The sequence below is a fragment of the Sporosarcina luteola genome (assembly GCF_023715585.1).
GTDB lineage: Bacteria > Bacillota > Bacilli > Bacillales_A > Planococcaceae > Sporosarcina > Sporosarcina luteola_D.
Window position 1 is genome coordinate 1,179,532 of the sequence record NZ_JAMBOK010000001.1, and the last position, 17,456, is coordinate 1,196,987.

The following is a 17,456-nucleotide window of genomic DNA, read 5'->3' on the forward strand; positions in this document are numbered from 1 at the left end:
TTTTCTCAACCTCTTAACAAGATGGTCCGATTGAAGCACGGTGCTTCTTCCACAATTGCCCTCGCTATAGCATCTGGTTATTTTTCGCTTCTCCTGTGCATTTTCTCTAGTTTTTAATGGGTCTTCTGAAAACTGATACACAACGAGTTTGTAGTATTCTAAATCTACTGTGGATAAGTTGTTTTTTAAATAACTTTCAATCTCACATATGTCCTGCGCCCGGATTAACGATAATACGTTTCATCCTCTATAAAAGTTCCAAATATAATTCCAATAATCATATTTTGCATTAAAAATAGAAGTGCATCTGAACTGATTATCAAAATTAGTTTGTGAATCCCATTTGAAGATTATCCACATATTGGTGAATAGTCGTCAGTTCTATTTGGCATATTCATTTTTATTTAGGGATACCTTGTGCTTGGAGTGCAGGCGCTCGACTCCTGCGGGAATAGCATGAGCCTTGAGACCCCGCAGGGAAAGCCGTTACGACGAACGGCTTTTGCGAACAAAAGCGAAGCGCTGGGAGCACCCCCGAGGAGGCTTAAGCCATGCCCGCGGAAAGCGAGCGCCGGAACGGAAAGCAACAGCCTGTTGATAGAACTGTATATCTTTAATTCATTTAAGCCTCTCAAAAGAATTACAAAAATACTTGACTACAGGTAAGAAAGCGTCCGCTCGCAGCGCAAATCAACATTGTAGCTTTATCTCTATTTAAAAAAGAAAAAGACTGTAGGCAAACACCCAAATTCATGGTGTTTGTCTACAGTCTCTCTCAGTACTCAATTTTTAATTGGAGTGCTCTTTATATTGCACTGATGGCTGAAATAACTTGGCAATGATGCCAGTGATCAGCATGATAATCACTACCGGTAGAAGCCAGCCTAGGCCTTCACTGTAGTACGGCAAGATCGTGTCATAGAAAGTTACAATATCGCTTAGCCAGTTCGGCCACTGCTGTTCACCTATCCCCAACGTCCCGTAGAGAGTTTTTACACCATCAATAACACTTATCAATAATGCAACAGATGTTGCACTGACGTAGACAATTCTTGAATGGTTGAACAATGGTGAAGTGAATGTCAGCAACATGAGCACGACAGCAAGTGGATATAATAACATCAATACTGGAATTGAATACGTAATAATATTGGACAATCCGAAGTTTGACACAATGAAGCAAAATATCGTGAAAATCGTTACAAAAGACTTGTAGCTCACTTTAGGAATAATTGTATGGAAATATTCACCGCAAGCAGTCATTAACCCGATGCTCGTCGTTAAGCATGCAAGTAAAATGATTACAGCCAACATAACTGACCCAAAAGTGCCGAAGTAATGCGAAGCTGCACCGCTTAATACAGGACCACCGGTTTCAAACAGACCAAATACTTCCGTTGTTGTAGCTCCAAGGTATGCGATCCCTACATAGATGAGTGCCAAAAATCCAGATGCCACAAATCCGGTCTTCGCTGTTGCTGAAAGGATTTGGACATTGTTCGTAACACCCATGGAGCGGATGACATTAATGACGATAATGCCGAACACAAGCGACGCCAAGGCATCCATTGTGTTATACCCTTCCATGAATCCTTTCATAAATGCAGCATCCGCATATACATCCACCGGCGATTGAATCGCTCCGACCGGATTAACAAAAGCTACGACAAGCAACACGAGCAATAAAATAATAATAGCCGGCGACATGATCTTCCCGATGCGGTCGACGATCTTAGTCGGATTTAACGATAGCCACAATGTCACCCCGAAAAAGATGAGTGTGAAGATGAATAAACCGATTTGCTTATACTCTTCCGGAATGTATGAGGAAAAGCCAATATCAAATGCGACTGCGCCTGTCCTCGGAGCTGCAAAGAACGGACCAATTGTTAAATATAATAATGATGTAAAAACTATGGCGTATACAGGATGAATTCGGCTAGCCAAATCTTGCAAGTTCCGGCTACCTGAAAAGCCGATTGCAAGTATCCCGAGAAAAGGCAATCCTACCCCTGTTATGAGAAAGCCGATGACTGCAGGCCACAGGTTAGTGCCTGCATTTTGACCCAATTGAGCGGGGAAGATTAAGTTTCCAGCGCCAAAGAAAAGGGCGAATAGCATGATTCCAATTAAAAGATACGATGAAAAAGACAGTTTTCTTTGCATGGTGTGAGAACCCCTTCGTGTTGAAAATCTCGCTTTATGTTGTATGCAATATATCGCGTTTGTTTATAATAAACCCATTCCTATTAAAATGCAATAGTAAAAAATTTTTAAAATGGATTATTTTATTACATTAGTAATTGGAGTCAAGGCATCAAAAAAGGCGGGAGGCTGTCTATAACCTCCCACCCGCTTCATTTCAAAACAAATCGTGTGACGCTATGTCCTTCTCTGGACTTCTGTACTTCAAGTATGGCCGGGAAGGCAGTTTTCAACTCTTCCACGTGAGAGATGACACCGATCATTCTTCCCGACTTCTGTAAATCGATCAGCGTGTCAACTGCTTTTTGCAATGCTTCCTCATCCAATGTTCCGAACCCTTCGTCGATGAACATCGTTTCAATCGATACTGCACCTTGGTAGCTCTGAATTACATCCGCCATGCCGAGTGCCAAGCTGAGTGAAGCATTGAATTTCTCCCCGCCTGATAACGTCTTCACATCCCTGTTCTGTCCGGTGTAAGCATCATACACATCAAGTCCTAACCCGCTTTGCCTGCCCCTGACTTCCTGACGATTGCTGCGGATCAATTCATATTGCCCGTTGGATAAATTACGCAGCCTTTCATTTGCAGACTGGATGATCCGCTCCAAATAATCGATTTGAATGAAACGTTCGAATGAAAGCTTATGATCATTCTGACCACGGATGACATCGTATAAGTCGGTAATTTTACCGACTTGCCTTTCCAGATCCTCCACGTCTTTAGCCGTCTTTTCAATTTCCAACTTCAACCGGATCAATGCCTTTTCACATTCTATAGAATTATTCCAATCCGCGAACGCTTTTTCATATGCTGACTTCAACGATTGAATCGTCTCCAGTAAACCGTCCAGATCCGTCTTCTCTTTTCCCGCAAGGGCGGCTTCCAGTTCTACAATCGCTTCCTTTACTGTATGAAGTCGCTGTTTGAACTGCATGACGTATTCCTTCAGAAGGAACCTGTCCTCCTCCGCCATCTTCGCTTGCCGGTATTCCTCTTCCGTACTGAATTCCGAATCTCGTAGTGCCTTCTTGAATCTGGCTGCCGCCAAATCTCTTTTTCCAAAGCTTTCATCGACGGATCTCTTCAAATGGTGCTCAGAATTGATGGAAGTGGCCAGTTGTTCTTTTGCCGCTTCCACGTTTTTTCTTACACGTTGCCATGCTTCATCCATATGAAGTTTCTTTGTTTCCGTTTCCTTGATTTCCGTTTGCAGACGAGCCAGGTCCCGAAGCCCTTCCGGAATGGAAGATATCTCTCTATCCAGTAATGCAGATTCCTGCGCATATAACGTTTTTTGCTCAACCAACGCCTGTTCAATTTCCGTCTTGCGGGCAAGCCAATCAGTTGTTTCCTTGTCCGCTTTCTTTTGCTGCTCTTTTAGTGAAGCGAGCTCAGTCCGCACTTTTTTTAAGCTCTCCACTTTCTCGGCTGTTTCCTGACCCTTTGCGACCAAAGCTTCCAGTCCGTCGATGATCTGAAGCTCCATCATTTCCTGTTCTTTTTCTTTCATCAGAGCAAATACACTTTCACATTTCGCCTCAACTGATCGAAATGCGCTTTCAACATCCGCCAAATTCGCCCTTTTCAACTCAAGGGCATCGCGGGAAACAGTTTCGGCATCATGACCGGCACTTTTCGCCGGGTGATGGGCGCTTCCACAGACTGGGCAAGCCTCCCCATCCTTTAACGTCTGCGCCAAATATGCTGCTTGGTTGTTCAACCATGCATTTTGCATAGCCTCAAATTCATTTTTCATTTGAATGAATTTGGCGGATGCACTCTCTCTCTTTTCTGTCCAAATTGTGTAGTCTTTCTTCAGATTTTCAAAATCGCGTGCGACCTTGTAATGCAGCCTGATTGTGTTCAACTCTTCAAGCAGTTCGTCATAAGGGGTGATCGTTTGCTCAGATTTCTCAATTTGCCCATTCAGTTCGGCCATTTTTCTTTTTTCTATTTCTGCCCTTGAAGAAGTTGCTTCGAATTCGCCTTCCAATTTGCCAATCTTCATTTTCAGATTCTGTACTTTTTCTTCCTTAGCCGCCAAATCCTTTACGGCAGGAAGGTGATCGCGCAACCTGATGAGCCGTTCCGCGACCGCTCCCCTATCTTGCTCCTTCCCTTCCTCCACCTTATAGGCAAGCTGTTTCTCTTCCAGCAATTTCGTCGCCTCGTGTACCGCAGCGATTGCATCTTGGTGCTCCTTTTCCTTCGACTTCGCCTCTTCTTCCAACAAGCGGAATTGGCTTTCGATTTCATGGATTATAGATGCCCGCTCGGCGTCAGCAATTCGCTTTTCCTTTAAATGAACAGAAGGGATTTCTTCCTCTAATTTTTCAAGAGCAATTTTTCGTTGATGAAGCTGCTCAAATTGCTCATTGCACTTTTTAGCTGCGTGATACGTCTCCAACATTTCAGCATGCTGTTGATAGGCAGCTGTATACTTCACTTCATCCTCGGAACGTTTCATGCCGTAATGGGAAATTTCCTGTTCGAGCCCAGTCATCACTTGAGAAGCATTCGTAAATTCCTGTGATAAAACTTCGAAAATTAGAGACTCCCGGGATGGAATAATATTTGTGATTTGTTGAATATATCCATCCATTTTCCTTTTTTCACTCATCAACTGTTCATTTGCATCGTCTCTTTTCATCTTCAAGCGATTGACGATTTCCCGGTACTCCTCCGTTTTGAAGATTTTCCTCATAATCGTTTCTTTATTTTCAGTATCGGATGTTAGGAACTTCCGGAATTCACCTTGTGGGAGCATGACGATCTGGCTGAATTGGGCTTGTGTAAACCCGACAAGCTCCTCGACTTTACGATTGATTTCCGAGACGATTTGCCGATCGACGAACGGCACTTCTCCGCCGTCCACCAATTCAAAAAACTCACTTCTTGCAGTCGTCTCTCTTTTATTGCCACTCTTTGTATAGGGGATCTGCCTCATGATCCGGAACACACGGCCATTTATTTCAAAAATCAATTCTACGGCAGTCTGAACAGCATCATCTGCAAAATCGCTTCTCATGGAGCGGAATTCCGTTCTGTCCTCTCCACTCGCCTGGCCATATAAAGCAAAACAGATCCCATCGAAAATCGTTGTCTTCCCAGCACCAGTCGCCCCGGATACAACGAACAGCCGATGGTCTTGAAGCTGGCGGAAATCGATTATCTCCGTCCCTTTGTAAGGCCCGAAAGCAGTCATCGTCAATTGGATCGGCTTCATTTTTCAACGCCTCCTTTAACTTCCTGCAGAACTTCAGCAAAAATCCTCTCCGTTTCAGCATCAGGTTCCATATCATTCATCTGCGAATAAAAGAACCTGAACAGTTTCTGATCATCCGGTTTTTCCGTGGCAGCTGCTGATTGGTGTTCAATTGCAGCTGCTGTCCTCACCAACTTCCTTTCAATATGCATGGCATTCGGATAGACGGACTTCACTTTTTCCATAGGGAATAGGATGGGCGTCTCGTCATTCAGCTTCACAAACACATAATCGTTGCTAGGGGGATGGGCAAGAATTTCTTCCATCGTCCCTTCTACTGTACGCATATCATGCAATGGAGTCAGCGCTCTCTTTTTCACTTCCACTTTGCCTTCGTCGTCCATGTCAACGATGAGAACCCCTTTTGCATGCCTCTCTTCCGAAATCGAATATTTCATCGGAGAACCTGCGTAGCGGATTTTTTCGTCAGAGACATAATGAGCCTGATGCAAGTGGCCGAGCGCTGTGTAATCGAATTGCGTAAACAGATGGGCAGCAACATATTCCGCACCGCCGATTGCGAGCGGACGCTCTGAATCGCTCGTATTCTCCTCTTCCTCGCCAAAAGGAGTGACAAAAGCATGTCCCACGAACACATGTCGCGCAGCCTCATCCATCGATCCTCTAATCCGCTCAATGACTTTCTCCATCGCCGTATGATGGTCGACGACGCCGTCATCTTCGTATAAATGTTTTACAATCGACGGGTCGCAATACGGTACGAGATGGAAATGGACTTCCCCGAGAGAATCCGTCAGTACAACCGGTTCGGATTGCGCAGATAGTTGGCCGACAATATGAAAGCCGTTCGATTGCATCAATCTGCTGCCGAATTGCAGACGTCCGGGGCTATCATGGTTTCCGGCCACCGCAATGACCGGTGTTTTCAGCTCCATGACAATTTCCCAAAGCACTTCATCCAATAAAGCGACCGCTTCCGGCGGCGGAACCGCACGATCATACAAATCACCTGCAATGATGACCGCATCGGGCTTCTCCTCACGTACGGCTTCGACGAATTGTCGAAGGACATGCCGCTGCCCCTCTGTCATATAAACGCCTTGCACCAGCTTGCCAAGATGCCAATCGGCAGTATGAAAAAACTTCATTTCCTTTAACCCCCTGCAAATCTATAGTTTCCTTGCTATCAAAAGCGCATAAATCTCTGAAACGACTCATAAAAGCTCGTAGATACGCATAATTCCCTGTAATTGCGCATAACCGTAAGCAAACGCGCATAACTTCCAAAATCGACGCATAAAAGTCTCTAAATGTGCATTTCGAGGATTGCACGATCATGCAATCTACCATTCATTTTACAGTAAGTACGACCGGAATTAAATCCAAAGGAAAAACGGAACACCCTTTGAAAGGATGTCCCGTCAATCACATGATTCACTTTATTAATCCGTCATGGATCTTTTCAATATTATATCGTAAAAACTTAACATATGTCCCGCCGTCCGTCCCCGGTTTTCCGAGCTCATCCGAATAAAGTTCTGAAACGATTTCAACGCCTGTCTCCTTCGACACGGTTTCCATCGGACGTCGATCGACATTCGTTTCAACAAATAAGGCTGGCACATCGTGCTCCTTGATAAAATCTACCAAGTTCTTGATTTGACGCGGCGTACCGATTTCCTCTGTGTCGATATCCCAGAGGAACGCTTCCTGCAATCCATAGCGATCCGTCATATATTGATAGGCACGTTCGCTAGTGACAAGGATGCGGTGCTGTTCAGGAATCTCGCTAATTTTCGACTTATACAACTCATCGATTTCATTCAATTCCTTCAACAATGCGTCCGCATTCTTCTTATAGGAGTCACTATGGTCAGGGTCGATTTCCGATAAGGCGTCACGTGCATTTTCCACCATTTGTATGCCTACGATCGGATCAAGAAAAGCATGAGGATTAATCTCCTCTTCTTTCCCGTCAGCGGACGTAATATATTTCGGTTCCACGCCGGCCATCAATTCATAGACATCCTTCTCATCTTTTCCGACGGAGGCGATCAGTATGGAAAACCAGCCATTTTTTCCGCCTTCCAAATTCAGGCCGTTATAAAAAACCGCATCCGCATCGGCGGCTTTTTTGATGTCCTCGGGCAACGGTTCGTACTCATGCGGATCAGTGCCTAGCGGAACCATACTATGAACGTCAACCCGATCTCCTCCCACTTCATTTACAATATCAGTTAGTATGGAAAATGTAGCTGCGATTTGGAGTTTATCCTCCTCAGCCCCCTCTTTTTTCCCGCCACAAGCACTGAAAAGCAATGCCGCCATTATAGACATAATGCAAAGCGTCAAAAGTTTACGATTCATTCAAAAGACTCCTTCTTTCTAGTAATTACTCCATTTCTATTTTTCCGGATCCTGACGGAACGCCAATAGATACCTTGTTTAGGTGCAAATACAAAGGCGATCAGGAACAAGACCGTTGTAACGAGAACAATGACCGCACCGGATGATAAATTATGCTCAAAGCTGAAATACAGTCCGATAATTGCTGAGAACGCGCCGAACGCCGCAGAAAGTACAATCATCACGGACAATCGGTTCGTCAATAAGTAAGCTGTCGAAGCTGGAGTGATGAGCATTGCCACAACGAGGATGACACCGACCGTCTGCAGAGAGGCCACCGTCACCAATGTCAGTAGGATCATCAGCACATAATGGATCAGCCGATTCGGCAACCCGTAGGAAGCTGCAAATGTGGGATCGAACGTGCTGACGAGCAGTTCTTTATAGAACAGAATGACGACGAGCAATACGATCGTTCCAATGATTAAAGTCATCCACATATCTGAGGATCTAACGGAAAGTACATTCCCGAACAAAATGCTTGTCAAATCTATGGTTGATTTCGCCTTGGCGATCAAGATGATGCCTAGTGCAAAAAATGAACTGAAAACGATACCAATGGACGAATCATTTTTCACCCGGCTGTTTTGTGAAATAAAACCGATGCCGACAGAAGTCAAGAGCCCAGTGAAGACTGCCCCGTAAAGATAATTGATGCCAAGCATATAAGAGACCGCAATGCCAGGCAGAACCGCGTGCGAAATGGCATCCCCCATCAACGCCATGCCCCGTAGAATGATGAAGCAGCCAATCACTCCGCATATGATGCCGACCATGATTGAAGTAAACAATGCCTTCTGCAAAAACACATAATTTTGGATGTCGGAAATGAAATCCATCATCTAACGACCCCCAATGCATCCCAAACTCCATATTGCGAATGGTATGCGGTTCTCAAGTATTCAGACTGCATGACCCGTGCCACCGGACCAAATGCAATCAACTCTTTATTGAGCAGGAGTAGTTCATCAAAATAATCTTCTACTTTGGACAAATCATGATGAACAACAAATACCGAGTCCCCCCCATCCCTCAGCTCCTTCAGTATGCCGATGATAAGCGCCTCACTCGTGACATCGATGCCGACGAACGGTTCATCCAAAAAGAAGATATTCGCTTTTTGTGCTAGTGCCCGTGCCAAAAATACACGTTGCTGCTGCCCACCCGACAACTCGCCGATCTGCCGGTTGGCAAACTGATCCATCCCGACCTTTTGCAGACATTCCAGTGCCCACCGCTTTTCGGACTTTCCAGGACGCCGGAAGATGCCGACTTGAGGATAGGTCCCTAACAGAACAGTCTTCAGTACTGTTATCGGGAAATCCCAATCGATTGCTGCCCGTTGAGGAACATATGCGACTTTTTTCCGGACATCTTTCATCGGCTTGCCGTCTACCAACACCTCTCCATGATCTCGATGAATCAACTCCAAAATCGCTTTCATCAAAGTGGATTTGCCAGCCCCATTCGGACCAATGATGCCGATCAGCTTCCCGCCGTCCACATTGAAATTGATAGTACTCAATACATTTTCCCCATCATAAGAAACCGATAAATTTCTCACCTCTACTTGATAGGTCATTTAAACATCACTCTTTCTAAATTAAAATTAATTATTATTGCATACCCAATAAGTTTCCCAAAGGCAACTTTCAGCATAAAAAAATAAGACGACACAAATGTTTCCCTCGGGAAACTTTACTCTTCTATATTAATCGATTCATTTCACATTGTAAAGAAGAATTATTCATCAATATAAAAAAGCCGACCGCCCATTTTACATCGGGTAGTCGGCTGCATTCAATTATTCGAAAAACACTTTGTCTACATTATATTTTGCACGCAATGTATTGATGATATACGTTTCATAGATTTCCCGTTCCATCGGATCTTCGATAACGATGACAGAGATCTTGTTAATTTCATCGCGGTGATTTTTCACGGGTGACACATTGTCTTCAAGATGTTTTTTCACTCGCTGACGAAGCTTCCTTGCTTTCCCCGCGAATAGTAGTTCATCACTTTTATTGTAAAAAAGGATGAGTCCCCCTTTATCGCGCGGGATTTCATGAAGATCGATAAAGCCGTTGATCGGTTTGATCGGTGCTTCCTCTGCTTTCATTTCTTGCTTGCGCTGCTGAATGGTGACATCCGGCTTCGGAATTGTAATTGAGATCATTCATTTTCACGTCCTCTTCTTTTGTGAATCTAAATCCTACCATAATTTTGAACGGAATGCGAAATGTTATGCTGTACGGTCATGAACCGACGTATTTATTCAAAAAGGTCATTTGTCATTCCTCGTCACATATACTAGAGGACTTACGGAAAAGAAAGGACGGTGCCAAGTTGGATTTTCCGGTTTCCATATTGACGAAGAAACTTCCAAATACCTCGCCTAAAATCAATGTTTATTACCCGGTTGTAACGCAAATGAAAGATGCACTCATTCAACGGAAAATGAACAGCGCCATCATCCGTACTCTCAATGAAATCCTTGTCGATCAACAATTTTACAATCCTGCACTCGTCGAACTGCTAGCCAATTTTGAAATTAAGAACAATCAGCGTGGCATTCTCAGTTTAAATTTAATTGTTTACTCCTTCACTGGTGGTGCTCATGGGAATACAATCATCAGGTCACTTACGTTTGATACGAAAACCGGCAAGCAATATGAACTCCAAGACCTCTTCAAACCGGGAAGCGATTATGTGAAGAAGTTGTCCGACATAATACGTGTTGACATTGCCAAATGGGACGTCCAATTATTGGACCCCCCATTTACAGTAATCAGACCTGATCAGGACTTCTATATTGCCGACACATCCCTTGTCGTCTACTTCCAGTTGTATGAAATCACACCATATGTATGGGGATTTCCTTACTTCCCGATTCCGATATTGGATATCGCGGATATCATTAAACCTCAAGGTCCTCTCGACCGAATGATGGCTTTTACGTAAAAAGCGTGCAGTGGATATCAGCTGCGCGCATTTTTTTGTTTTTTCTTATATTGGAAACCAAGAAAAATAGCAAGTAAACCAAGAACGAAAAAGCCGAACCCCAACCATGGAATGTCTTCATCTAAAGTTTCCCGTGGACTGTCAGCATTGCTAACTTCCCGACCTTCACCCAGTGCGTTCAAGTCTTCTGCAGCGTTGGAAAGTTCAGTTGTCCTATGACAAATCGTTGTGGATAAAGTGCCCGGTACATACATATTACTTGCCGATGCATACACAAGATATTTTTGCCCCTCTTCAAAGAAGTATCCACAATCCCCGTCAGCATAACCTGTAGTAATGGACGTCACGGATTCATCTATTCCCTTCCAGTTTTTATCCACTTTAAGATGGACTGTTCTGCCATAGGAGCCCCCAAAGAACTTCTTATTCTCGACAATTTCCAGCACTTCGCCACTAAATACTGCATCCGCCTCATCTAATGCTTCTTCCGGCGATGGCGGCATGACGCATGAGCAAGCAGAAGCATCCAATGGTTTCCACCATACTACAACCAAGAACAATAGGCCGACAGGAAGTATATTTTTAACTCTCAAACGATTCCAACCCCTCTCCCTAGTTAACAAGTAGACGTTGTTGGAAGAAGTTCGTTTCAAAATTCAATCAACAAACTGGAACAATAAGATTTGCTTCATTATTCTTCGGTGAATTCACAGCAGATGAGACACTATAGGCATCCATCTGCTTCTCATCGAATGAACGCAACATATTCCCCAGGAAATCCATATCATCATTTCGTGGATCAAGCCAGGCCGCCTCGTCCTCCCTGTTCAAAATGACCGGCATCCTGTCATGAATCGGTTTCATCAATTCATTCGGCGCGGTCGTAATCGCAGTGCAAGTATGGATGACCTGACCGTCAGGAGACTTCCATGATTCCCACAGCCCCGCTATGGCGAATAGCTCATCATTCTTAAGCCTGATGCGCATCGGAATCTTCTCTCCGTCTTTCTTTTGCCATTCATAAAACGAATCCGCTGGAAGGATGCAACGCTGTTTTTGGAAAGCTTTCCGGAAGCTTGGTTTTTCGGCTACCGTTTCAGCCCGGGCATTGATCATTTTGTAACCGATCTTCTCGTCTTTTGCCCACGGCGGGATCAGCCCCCAGCGAAGATGCCCCAACCGGTTTTTCCGACCATCATTGATGACGGCAACGACTTGTTGGGAAGGAGCAATGTTGTAGCTCGGTATATAGTCACTTTCGGAAAAGGCCGACTCAATATCGAATCGGTCGATGATTTCATAATACGGGGCGAATAAAGTGAAACGGCCGCACATAGGCATCCACCTCTTTCTTTAAAGATAATTTAGTTAATGGTACCATTATCTATGGAGAGAATCATGAATAGTGATGCAAAGAAAAGGTGAATTTCATGTCAAACAAACAGTATAAGGCATTGGTTGCAGATCGGATCTTCTTCGGCGGAGTCGATGCAATTGATGAATTGGTGGCTAATGAAAAGATTGACGTAATCTTTGACTTGAGAGCAAAAGTGGACGGACCTTTGCCGAGTAACTTAAGTGTCCATCAGCCTCTATTGGATGACGCGGATGAACAAGATCATTCAATCCGTGAAGCGGTAAACAAAGTTATGGACGCATACAATAGTGGGAAAAATGTCTATTTCCACTGCAATACTGGAAGAGGCCGCGGCGGCACACTCGCGGCAGCCACTTTGCTTGAATTGGGCAAAGCAGAGGATATCGAGGAAGCAGAGCTGATGACACAAATAATCCGTCCCGAAACGAACATTAAACCTGCATTCAAAGCTGCATTAAGCCGCATTTATGCAAAGTGAAAAAGTGGAGGCCGGGGATTTCCCCGCCTCCACTTTTTGGTTTCCTAGACATCAGGCCGATCCCGCTTCCTTCTTCTTGCCTTCTTTTTCACTTCCTGCTCAATCTTTTCAAATTGACGAATGTCAGTTGGCCTGACGGTAATCGGTTCTTTCCCCAACAATTTACCTAGGGATAACATGAGCAAAATGAGAAAGAGCGTGAACGGAAGAGCAGAAACGAGAGACGCTGATTGCAGTGCTTCCAAGCCGCCCGCATAGAGCAAAACTGCTGCAATCGCAGACATAAGGAAACCCCAAATCATTTTGACAACTAGCGGAGGGAACAAGCTCCCTCTCGTCGTCATACTTGCCAGGATATATGTCGCGGAATCCGCAGAAGTAATTAAGAACGTAAAAATAAGAACGACAGACAGAACAGACATGACTCCAGTAAATGGCAAGTGTTTCAGTGTTTCGAAAATGGCCGAGGTGACATCTGCATCTACCGCTTCCGCAATGCGCGTCCCGTTATTCAAATCGCTGTACAATGCCGTCCCGCCCAATGTGGCAATCCACATGCAGGCGAACACAGGCGGAATGATCATCACTCCCGCAATGAACTCACGGACCGTACGACCTTTCGAAACACGGGCAACAAAAGCACCGACGAACGGAGACCAAGCAATTGTCCATGCCCAGTAAAAGATCGTCCACTCTCTCACCCAAGTCCCGCCTTGATAAGGCTGCAGCCTCAAACTATAACGAATGAAATTATTAATGTAGTCCCCAATCGCCAATGTGAAGCTCTCCAAAATGAAGACTTTCGGACCGACGAAAAAGAAAAAGACAAGCATCGCAATCGCCATCGCTAAATTGAAGTTGCCCAAATATGCAATCCCTTTACCCAAGCCGGAAGACGCAGAAATCATATAGGCAACGAAAACAACGAAAATAATGAGCAGCTGTACCCAATATGTATTTTTAGTTTGGAAGACATATTCTAATCCGCCGCTCATCTGCAACACACCCATCCCGAGCGATGTCGCTATTCCCATAACGGTTGCAATAACGGCAAACGAGTCAATTCCCGTCTTCAAATACCGGTTGGAACCGACCAAGGGCTCCAAAGCAGTCGAAATAAGGCCATCCTTCTTTTTACGGAACTGCAGAAAGGCGATGACAAGCCCTACAATGCCGAAAATCCCCCATTGCGAAATCCCCCAATGGAAAAACGAATAGCCCATTGCAATCCTGGCAGCATTATCGGATTGCGGCTCGACGCCATTCACAGGCGAAGCAAAATAATGACTCATCGGTTCCGCCACTCCCCAAAAGACAAGTCCTACTCCAAAGCCAGCTGAAAAAAGCATCCCGATCCAAGTGAAAAATGGATATTCAGGCCTTTCATCATCCCCCCCTAAACGGATTGCACCATATTTACTGATTGCCAATCCAATTAAAAAAGCGATGATAATGAAAACGGTCAATAAATAAAACCAACCAAACTTTGCAGTCGTGAATCCGTATAATTGTCCTGCAACCTTTTCAAAAGGTTTCGGTATGACTGCACCAAGAACTACTAGTACAAAAATGACGACTGCCGATATGGAAAACACCGGGTTCTTCCAAAACTTTCTGTCCAAAGCAAAATCGACTCCCATAAACATAGTTACAGAGTCTATACCCTAAATTTAAGCAAGTTAACGTCCCTCTTCAAAAACCGGCCCAATCCCCCTTCAGCTCTGCCGTTTCCGGATGACCAAAATATATAATGCAAGTACTGCAATCACGAGAAGACTTGATAGCAAATACACATTACGATAACCCATCTGAACTGCAACAATCCCTAAGACATATGATCCAACAGCAAGCCCCGAGTCGAATAACGTGAAGAACGTGGCGGTCGCATATCCGCTCCTTTGATGTGTTGTCGATTGAATGGCAAGCGTCTGCATGCTCGGCACGAGCGCTCCATAGCCAAGCCCGACAAAAGCTCCAGCTATTAGAAATAAACCGGGGGAGCTCATGAAAGAGAGGATGAACAGACCGAAGGAGAATAGCAGGAAACCGGGGATCAAAATATAGGCCGATCCTTTTTCATCAAAAATCCTTCCTGTAAATGGCCGCGTAATGAGCATGACCGCCGCAAAGACGACAAAAAAGAAACTGGCTAGCGCCAATAAACCTTTTTCTTGGGCATAAATTGATAAATAAGATAAGACACTTGCATAAGAAAATGCGATCAAACTCGCCAAAAACGCAATTGGCATCGCTCTTTTCTCAAAGAGGTCGTTCCATGTAAATCTTTTCGACTTGTTTTCATTACGGACCGTTTCAGGCTCGGGAATAAGAAGTGCCATGAGCGCTCCGATAGTCATTAGGACACTCATTAAGATGAATAGTACATCGTAGGAATAGGTTTGGATGATGAAGAGCGCGATGAACGGCCCGATGACAACAGCCAAATTTGTCGACATGACGAAATAGCCAAGTCCCGCTCCGCGTCTCGTTTTCGGAACGATATCCGCGGCAAGTGAACCTGCTGCTGTCGTAACGATGCTGAACCAGATTCCTTGGAAGAAACGCAATGCCAGCAATCCGCCGAATGGAGTAATGAAATAATAAAGTATGGTGCAGATGAGATAGAAGAACAAGCTGATCAACAACATTTTCCGCTTCCCTGCAATATCGAGCAACTTGCCACTAAATGGCCGGACAATTATGGCAGACACTAAGAAGATCGTCATCAACAAACCTGCTTCTTCATCCGTCCGGCTTAAAGCATCTATTGCGTAAAGCGGCAATGTTGATACCAAACCGTAAAACACAATGAAAACGGATAAATTCGTTAAGAATAGACTAATGAACGGCTTTGTCCAAATCGGTTCTTTATGATTCATAGAATCATTCTCCTTCACTTGATATTTTTTTCAGCAATACCATGAGGAGCTCCTCCTCCTCTTCAGTAAGGCCTTTCAAACTTTGCTCTTCAAACCGGATGATTGTTTCTTTTATTTCCGATAGCTGAGTGGCCGCATTTTCTGTCAACCTGACATATTTTTCGCGCCTGTCATTCCCTTCCCGGGTCGCAAGCCAGCCAATCTGCTCCAATCGATTGACAGTACGGGTAATCGTAGGAGCTTCTACATTCAAGTATTTCCAAATTTGCGTCAATGTCATCTCTTCATGTAGATAGACACAGTAAATGACTGTCCATTGAGCCGCGAACAAACCATGTTGTTTCAGTGCCTGATTCAGTTCCTTGCTCAAAAAACGTGCTCTTTGAAACAGCTCATGAAGTAAAGGATTCATTTTCAACACCTCGTTATTTACTTAGGTAACTAATAAAGTATACGCTTATTCAAATATCTTGTAAAGCATCAAAAAAGACCGCCAAATGAATGGCAGTCTTAAGCGCAAGCACCTTTCCAAGCAAGCATCTCCTCCCTATTCAATCGATGGGGGAAGTATTTTATCACTCGGCAGAAGGAGCCATGATTTTTTGATCCTTTGGCAGAGCCAATCCGACTAGGCCGATGAATGGCAGGAAGGAGGCAATGACCATCGTCGGGTAGATGCCGATCGTATCCATCATCTTACCGATAACAACCGCCCCTATCGCTCCCATCCCAAACGCCAAGCCGACAGTCAAACCGGCCATTGTCCCAATTTTACTCGGGACAAGCTCCTGCGCATAAATGACCGTGACAGTGAAGCTGAGCATAATGAAGAATCCGATTAGCACGAGCAGCACCCCCACTGCCCAAATCGGGACATGCGGCAGGAGAACGCAGAGCGGCAACGGAACTAACAACGACACTACGATGACATTTTTTCTTCCGATCCGATCAGCCATCGGTCCACCGAAAAATGTGCCCGCAGCACCAAGCGCCATGAAGAGGAATATGTATAGCTGGCCTTGCTCAATTTTCATTCCATAGTCATTCATTAAGTAAAAGATATAGAAGCTTGTAACATTCGTGACATAGAATGATCTGGCAAAAATGATTGTCAACAATAAAGCGAGAGCAATCCCGATTTGCTTTTTTGTCAGTTCGCCTATTGAAGAAAGAATCACCTTTTTACGGTTATTGCTTTTCTCCAATTCCAATGTGCGTTTGTACCAAGCGGAAATCTTGGTCAAGATGAAAATTCCGAGAGCCGCGACTGCAATGAAAATTGCTGCCCCCTTTTGACCTAGCGGCACTAAGACAAAGGCGCTGATCAGCGGCGCCAATGCTTGTCCCGTATTTCCCCCGACTTGGTAAATCGACTGGGACAGCCCCCTTTTCGTCCCCGCGGCCAAAAAAGATACTCGCGAGCCTTCCGGATGGAATACCGCGGAGCCAAGACCCAGTATGATGACCGACAGGAGAATGAGCCAATAGCTTGGCGCGATTGCCAAGCCCGCCATCCCGATCAGGGAAAATGTCATCCCGATAGGAAGTGCATACGGCATCGGTTTTCTGTCGCTGAAATAGCCAACGACCGGCTGCAGAACGGATGCGACCATATTCAAAGAGAAAAAGATGAATCCGAGTTGTGTAAAACTTAAACCTCTTTCCTTTTCCAACACCGGAAACATCGCCGGTATGACCGCTTGAAGCGTATCATTCAGCAAGTGGCAGGCACCGATGGCAAACATGATCGGGTAGACCGGGTTGGCTGGATTTAGTGTTTGGTTACGAGATGTCAACGAAATCCCCACGCTTTTTTATAAATTTAAATAATAAGACCAGTATACAGCAATCAAAAGAGCGAATGGTAAGAATCCGGAAAAGTCATTTTTTCATGTGCCGCCCGTGTTAAATCACGG

15 protein-coding genes are annotated in these 17,456 nt (G+C 44.7%); 2 read left to right on the forward strand and 13 right to left on the reverse strand.

What is annotated here, in order from left to right:
• Window positions 1–789: 789 nt before the first annotated feature.
• The 7 genes from brnQ to M3193_RS06010 form a co-directional block, all read right to left on the reverse strand.
• On the reverse strand, window positions 790–2,166 hold the full coding sequence (gene brnQ, locus M3193_RS05980) for a branched-chain amino acid transport system II carrier protein (protein WP_251625119.1): 1,377 nt from the start codon (window positions 2,164–2,166) through the stop codon (window positions 790–792).
• A gap of 191 nt (window positions 2,167–2,357) precedes the next feature.
• Entirely contained in the window at window positions 2,358–5,435 is a 3,078-nt protein-coding gene (locus M3193_RS05985) for an AAA family ATPase (RefSeq protein ID WP_251625120.1), read from the reverse strand.
• Complete coding sequence (locus tag M3193_RS05990; protein WP_251625121.1) at window positions 5,432–6,583, reverse strand: exonuclease SbcCD subunit D; 1,152 nt, start codon at window positions 6,581–6,583, stop codon at window positions 5,432–5,434. Before M3193_RS05990 ends, M3193_RS05985 begins: the two co-directional genes overlap by 4 nt.
• 286 nt (window positions 6,584–6,869) lie before the next feature.
• Window positions 6,870–7,802 (reverse strand): metal ABC transporter solute-binding protein, Zn/Mn family, encoded by a 933-nt coding sequence (locus M3193_RS05995; protein WP_251625122.1) that lies wholly within the window; start codon window positions 7,800–7,802, stop codon window positions 6,870–6,872.
• Window positions 7,799–8,680 (reverse strand): metal ABC transporter permease, encoded by an 882-nt coding sequence (locus tag M3193_RS06000; RefSeq protein WP_251627232.1) that lies wholly within the window; start codon window positions 8,678–8,680, stop codon window positions 7,799–7,801. Before M3193_RS06000 ends, M3193_RS05995 begins: the two co-directional genes overlap by 4 nt.
• The gene (locus M3193_RS06005; RefSeq protein ID WP_251625123.1) at window positions 8,680–9,423 is read right to left on the reverse strand and encodes a metal ABC transporter ATP-binding protein; all 744 of its coding nucleotides are present in this window, start codon (window positions 9,421–9,423) and stop codon (window positions 8,680–8,682) included. Before M3193_RS06005 ends, M3193_RS06000 begins: the two co-directional genes overlap by 1 nt.
• A gap of 222 nt (window positions 9,424–9,645) precedes the next feature.
• The gene (locus M3193_RS06010; protein WP_251625124.1) at window positions 9,646–10,020 is read right to left on the reverse strand and encodes a nucleotide excision repair endonuclease; all 375 of its coding nucleotides are present in this window, start codon (window positions 10,018–10,020) and stop codon (window positions 9,646–9,648) included.
• 170 nt (window positions 10,021–10,190) lie between these two features.
• On the opposite strand from M3193_RS06010, the gene M3193_RS06015 reads away from it, so the two are divergent.
• On the forward strand, window positions 10,191–10,805 hold the full coding sequence (locus M3193_RS06015) for a DUF3298 and DUF4163 domain-containing protein (protein ID WP_251625125.1): 615 nt from the start codon (window positions 10,191–10,193) through the stop codon (window positions 10,803–10,805).
• Window positions 10,806–10,822: 17 nt separating this feature from the next.
• Here the strand turns inward: M3193_RS06015 and M3193_RS06020 are convergent, their stop codons facing one another.
• Window positions 10,823–11,398, reverse strand: coding sequence for a hypothetical protein (locus M3193_RS06020; protein ID WP_251625126.1), 576 nt, complete (start codon window positions 11,396–11,398; stop codon window positions 10,823–10,825).
• Between the two features lie 67 nt (window positions 11,399–11,465).
• Entirely contained in the window at window positions 11,466–12,140 is a 675-nt protein-coding gene (locus M3193_RS06025) for an SOS response-associated peptidase (protein ID WP_251625128.1), read from the reverse strand.
• Window positions 12,141–12,235: 95 nt separating this feature from the next.
• On the opposite strand from M3193_RS06025, the gene M3193_RS06030 reads away from it, so the two are divergent.
• Window positions 12,236–12,661, forward strand: a complete 426-nt coding sequence (locus M3193_RS06030; RefSeq protein WP_251625130.1) for a protein-tyrosine phosphatase family protein — start codon at window positions 12,236–12,238, stop codon at window positions 12,659–12,661.
• 44 nt (window positions 12,662–12,705) lie between these two features.
• Here the strand turns inward: M3193_RS06030 and M3193_RS06035 are convergent, their stop codons facing one another.
• From M3193_RS06035 to M3193_RS06050, 4 genes are all read right to left on the reverse strand, one after another.
• Window positions 12,706–14,283, reverse strand: a complete 1,578-nt coding sequence (locus tag M3193_RS06035) for a BCCT family transporter (RefSeq protein ID WP_251625132.1) — start codon at window positions 14,281–14,283, stop codon at window positions 12,706–12,708.
• 93 nt (window positions 14,284–14,376) lie between these two features.
• Window positions 14,377–15,540: an MFS transporter gene (locus tag M3193_RS06040; protein WP_251625133.1), complete on the reverse strand. Its 1,164-nt coding sequence runs from the start codon at window positions 15,538–15,540 to the stop codon at window positions 14,377–14,379.
• A 4-nt stretch (window positions 15,541–15,544) separates the two neighbouring features.
• Entirely contained in the window at window positions 15,545–15,952 is a 408-nt protein-coding gene (locus M3193_RS06045) for a MarR family winged helix-turn-helix transcriptional regulator (protein ID WP_251625135.1), read from the reverse strand.
• Between the two features lie 163 nt (window positions 15,953–16,115).
• Window positions 16,116–17,285: an MFS transporter gene (locus M3193_RS06050; RefSeq protein WP_251627233.1), complete on the reverse strand. Its 1,170-nt coding sequence runs from the start codon at window positions 17,283–17,285 to the stop codon at window positions 16,116–16,118.
• Window positions 17,286–17,456: the final 171 nt, after the last annotated feature.

Excerpts from the sequence above, each read along its gene's own strand:
- M3193_RS06030 (WP_251625130.1), top strand. The coding sequence starts at position 12,236 with ATGTCAAACAAACAGTATAAGGCATTGGTTGCAGATCGGATCTTCTTC.
- M3193_RS05990 (WP_251625121.1), bottom strand. The coding sequence starts at position 6,583 with ATGAAGTTTTTTCATACTGCCGATTGGCATCTTGGCAAGCTGGTGCAA.
- brnQ (WP_251625119.1), bottom strand. The coding sequence starts at position 2,166 with ATGCAAAGAAAACTGTCTTTTTCATCGTATCTTTTAATTGGAATCATG.
- M3193_RS06010 (WP_251625124.1), bottom strand. The coding sequence starts at position 10,020 with ATGATCTCAATTACAATTCCGAAGCCGGATGTCACCATTCAGCAGCGC.
- M3193_RS05985 (WP_251625120.1), bottom strand. The coding sequence starts at position 5,435 with ATGAAGCCGATCCAATTGACGATGACTGCTTTCGGGCCTTACAAAGGG.
- M3193_RS06000 (WP_251627232.1), bottom strand. The coding sequence starts at position 8,680 with ATGGATTTCATTTCCGACATCCAAAATTATGTGTTTTTGCAGAAGGCA.
- M3193_RS06040 (WP_251625133.1), bottom strand. The coding sequence starts at position 15,540 with ATGAATCATAAAGAACCGATTTGGACAAAGCCGTTCATTAGTCTATTC.
- M3193_RS06050 (WP_251627233.1), bottom strand. The coding sequence starts at position 17,285 with ATGTTTGCCATCGGTGCCTGCCACTTGCTGAATGATACGCTTCAAGCG.
- M3193_RS06005 (WP_251625123.1), bottom strand. The coding sequence starts at position 9,423 with ATGACCTATCAAGTAGAGGTGAGAAATTTATCGGTTTCTTATGATGGG.
- M3193_RS06025 (WP_251625128.1), bottom strand. The coding sequence starts at position 12,140 with ATGTGCGGCCGTTTCACTTTATTCGCCCCGTATTATGAAATCATCGAC.
- M3193_RS05995 (WP_251625122.1), bottom strand. The coding sequence starts at position 7,802 with ATGAATCGTAAACTTTTGACGCTTTGCATTATGTCTATAATGGCGGCA.
- M3193_RS06045 (WP_251625135.1), bottom strand. The coding sequence starts at position 15,952 with ATGAATCCTTTACTTCATGAGCTGTTTCAAAGAGCACGTTTTTTGAGC.